General features: G+C 65.3%; 3 protein-coding genes, 2 tRNA genes and 1 pseudogene. 4 read left to right on the top strand and 2 right to left on the bottom strand.

The genetic code is table 11. The annotated features are described in order from the left end of the window. Positions 1-236: hypothetical protein (locus GH737_RS13540; RefSeq protein ID WP_230558815.1), on the bottom strand; the 236-nt coding region annotated here is incomplete at its 3' end. 191 nt (positions 237-427) lie between these two features. Further along, positions 428-1,939, bottom strand: a complete 1,512-nt coding sequence (locus tag GH737_RS13535) for a sensor histidine kinase (RefSeq protein ID WP_155265318.1) — start codon at positions 1,937-1,939, stop codon at positions 428-430. A gap of 139 nt (positions 1,940-2,078) precedes the next feature. On the opposite strand from GH737_RS13535, the gene GH737_RS13530 reads away from it, so the two are divergent. From GH737_RS13530 to GH737_RS13515, 4 genes and pseudogenes are all read left to right on the top strand, one after another. Further along, positions 2,079-2,152, top strand: a tRNA-Gly gene (locus tag GH737_RS13530). 185 nt (positions 2,153-2,337) lie between these two features. After that, positions 2,338-2,423, top strand: a tRNA-Tyr gene (locus tag GH737_RS13525). Positions 2,424-2,888: 465 nt separating this feature from the next. Continuing rightward, positions 2,889-3,107 (top strand): annotated as a pseudogene (locus GH737_RS16110) (helix-turn-helix transcriptional regulator); the annotation flags it as partial. 481 nt (positions 3,108-3,588) lie between these two features. Continuing rightward, positions 3,589-3,822: hypothetical protein (locus GH737_RS13515; RefSeq protein ID WP_155265316.1), on the top strand; the 234-nt coding region annotated here is incomplete at its 3' end.

Here is a 3,822-nt window from a genome sequence, read left to right as displayed (position 1 = left end):
GCGCCGGTCAGCTCCTCGGCGGTTTCGCCCTTGACCCGGAGGGCTACGAAGGCGGCGGCCATCAGCGGCTCGCCGAGCGTGCCCTCGACGATGCGGCCGAACAAGGCACGCGCGTCGCCGCGGTCGAGGTCGCCGCCGTCGAGCAGCCGGGTGATTGCCGCTTCGGCTGCGGCGTCCTCCTCCTGCTGCTGCGGTTGGGCGCAAAACTGGTGTGGGAAAGACAATATCTGGCTCATGGGAACCCACCTGAAACAAAAAAGCCCGCCGGATGGCGGGCGGGCAGTCGAATGATCTTTGGCTAGTCGATCAGTCGCGCCATCGCGCCGCGTGCGAAGCCGCGCGCCACCAGAAACGGACGGCCGGAGCAGCAGCGATGGTGTTCAGGTGCCTCATCGGGCGATTGGATAGTCGAGATTTTCGCGAGCGGTCAAGCGCATGCGGCGGCGCGATCGGTCGCAACGCCGCTGTGCCGCGCATTGCGCAGCCGATAGGCGAAGCCCTCTGCGGCGTAGGTGACCTCGGCGCGGCCACCGGTCTCCAGTTCCATCCCGCGCTTGAGGATGCGCGTCCCGAAACCCTGGCTAGTCGGGGCCGAAACAGGCGGCCCGCCGGTTTCCGTCCAGCTGAAATCGAACCGCGGCGTGTCTTCGTCAGGAAGCGACCAGCTGAGCGCGATCCGACCCGCGTCCCCGCTGAGGGCACCATATTTGAGTGCGTTGGTGCACAATTCGTGGACGGCGAGCGAAAACATGATGGCGGTTGAGGAATCGACGCAGACGTCCGGCCCGCCCGTTGCGACACGATCGGCCGGCGCCCCGCACCCGTCGAGTGCTTCGCGCACGATCTCGCCGAGCAGCGCGTTCTTGCCGCTCTGCGCGTGGAGGATGTCGTTCGCCCTGGCGATCGAGTCGAGCCGGCGATCGAAGATGCGCTGCACATCTTGGAGGTTCTTCGACTTACCGAAGCTCAAATGGGCGATGCCGCGGACCACCGACAGAATGTTCTTGGCGCGGTGGTTGAGCTCGGCCAGCAGCAGCGCCTGCAGATCTTCGCCGCGCTTGCGCTCATGGACGCGCCCGATCTGAGTCCCGATCGCCCGGGCGGTGAGGAGCAGCGCGGCATCCGGCTCACGCGGGTCGCGCGAGAAGAATTCGAGGACCGCGATGCAGCGCCCACCGCTGAATACCGGGAAGGCAAAGCCACTTTCGAAACCCAATCCGCGGCGCGGAAAGTTCGAATCCGGCCCGACGCGCGCCATCCACAGCGGCTGGCGCGACGCGAGCACCTCGCCGGGCAGACCGACTCCCGCCGCGAACTCGTCGTTCTCGGTCGCCTCGACGAGGTGGGGCGCGATATCGCGCGCGTTGCTGCTCCACGCCGACGAAACCAGCCGAAAATCGTCATCGGCGACGAGAAACGCGTGGCCGAGCGGCCACTCGGCGAGCGCACAGATCGAATCGAGCGTGGCGGCGAGCACATCGTCGAAGCTCTCTTCGCGGCTCGCACGTTCGCTGAGGTCCAGCATCAACCGGCTCTCGCGCAGGCGAAATTCGAGCTGCCGTTCGGCCTGGCGCCGCTCCGAAAGGTCGCGCAGGAATCCGACGAACACGTCGCGCCCCTCGCGGCTTACCAGTGTGATCGACAGCTCGACCGGAATTTCGGTGCCGTCGCGACGCATTCCGAACAGCTCGAGCCGCGTGTCGAGGACTCGTCCCACGCCCTCGGCATTGAAGCGCGCCAGTCCCCGATGGTGGGCGTCGCGCAAGCTTGGGGGAACGATCAACTCTCCGAGATCGCGGCCGATCGCCTCGTCCGCCGTCCAGTCGAACATGGCCTCGGCATGATGATTCCAGGCGCGGATCGTGCCCGCGCGGTCCATCACCACGACGGCGTCGAGAACAGTGTCGAGAATTGGCCTGATCACCGTTTCAAGGGGCATCGGTCGACGACTTCCATGGCCGAAAAATCTAGTGAAGTGAGGGGCCTAGTCGAGGCTCGTTACGCCCGCAAGACGTTGCCGCAGGGAAATGCGCGGCATTGACGGGCCCGCGCGACCGGTGGCATGCGGGGCATCGCGGGCGGGTGTAGCTCAATGGTAGAGCAGAAGCCTTCCAAGCTTACGACGAGGGTTCGATTCCCTTCACCCGCTCCAATTTGGGTGCTGCCGGGGGCAGCGTCCAAATTGGAGCGCGCATAGCAAAGTGAACGGACGCCGGGCTGTACCGTTCGGGGAGTGCGCCCACCGCGTTGACACACCGCACCCGCACCGCCATTTGGCGCGCCTGCCGTCGCCATGCTCAACCATCCACTGGATGGTCTGCGCGTGGCAACCTCTGTGGAGAGGTGGCCGAGTGGTTAAAGGCAGCAGACTGTAAATCTGCCCGCGCAAGCGTACGCTGGTTCGAATCCAGCCCTCTCCACCATCCCGCTTCGCTCTTCGAGCCTCGCAGGATTGGCAACATCATGTGAGCGAAGCAGGATGCCCTCCGAAGCTTTAGCGAAGGAGGGCCGGCGTGTGCTACGTCTACGTCTATCTTATCGAGAGCATTGCGATGCCTGCCAGCGCTACATCGGCTCAACCGCGGATCTGAAGCTGCGATTGCAGCAGCACAATGCCGGCCGGCCAGTCAGCACATACTTCGAAGTTCAGGCCGTGTCGCGTCGTCAGCGACATTGCTTTTGCCGACCGAGGGAAAGCAGAGGCCTATGAACGCTACCTCAAGTCCGGGTCAGGGCATGCGTTCGCAGCCAAGCGGCTCTGGTAGACGCTTGCCTCCTACCCATAGTTAACCTAGATTCACCCACTTCGGCGGAAATCCACTGAAAATCTGGCGAATTCTTCGCGGATGACCTAAGGTCTCACGGGACTCGCTGCTCGGGAGTGCGCCATGCTGCGCGAGGTGGGGATTGCCTTGGACGAATCGGACGGCTTGCCTGACGCGGATCGGGATGCGGCGGGGCATGCTTCGCCGGCCGAGGATCCGATGGCGGCACGCGTCGCGCAGCTCAGCCACGGCCAGCTCGATTGCCTTCGCCTCGTCGACCGGCATTTGAATTCGAAGGAGATCGCCGCCGAGCTCGGCATCTCGCCGCACACCGTCGACCAGCGCGTGCGCCAGTCGCTCGCAATCCTCGGTGTCGAGCGCCGTTCGCAGGCGGCGCGGGTGGTTGCGCAATACGAGGCGCCATATCAGCGTTTGATACATCAACCGCCGTACATTCCCGCCGAGCCGCAATCGGGCCAACCCGGAGGCACGGTCAGTCATCAGATTCGGCACGCTGACCGCGCAGGGGAGGTCGGGGAAGCGGGTTTCCTTACCGAGCAGAGGCCCGTTTCTTTCCGGTCTTCCCTGCAACCGCCGTTCGCAACGAGGAGTCACCCCCGGAATGAGATGAGTGTCGGCCAGAGGCTGTTCTGGATCGCGGCAATCGCGATCGGGGCGGCGTTCTCGGCGGGCATGTACCTCGCCGGGCTCGAAAGCCTCGCCAGGCTGCTCAAGGGCTAGCGCTCGAAGGGCGGCAACAAGCCGGCAAGCAGATCGGACCGATAGCCACTCCGGCGCGACACGCGCCGGGGAAGGAGCAGCCATGCGCAAACAGATGATCCAGGACGCCGCCTACGATGTCGCCACCCAGGTCCGCGCGGTCGAAGATTCGATCGACTCCGCGCTCGCCGAAATCGCCGAGCTCCAGGCGCGAATCTTGCGCGCGAACTCGCTCGCGGCCGTCGGCTTCGCGACCGCCCATCCGACGCTCGAGCAAATCGCGAGCGCGGTCGGCGGGCTCGTGGCGACGCGCGGCGCGATCGTCGGCTGCCACGCG

Origin of the sequence: Sphingomonas segetis, from assembly GCF_009720245.1 — a bacterium.
Lineage (GTDB): Bacteria > Pseudomonadota > Alphaproteobacteria > Sphingomonadales > Sphingomonadaceae > Sphingomicrobium > Sphingomicrobium segetis.
The sequence above is the reverse complement of the archived record's forward strand: the minus strand, read 5'-3'. Positions and strand labels throughout refer to the sequence as shown.

Coding starts and splice junctions, on each gene's coding strand:
- GH737_RS13535 (WP_155265318.1), bottom strand. CDS start 1,939: ATGCCCCTTGAAACGGTGATCAGGCCAATTCTCGACACTGTTCTCGAC.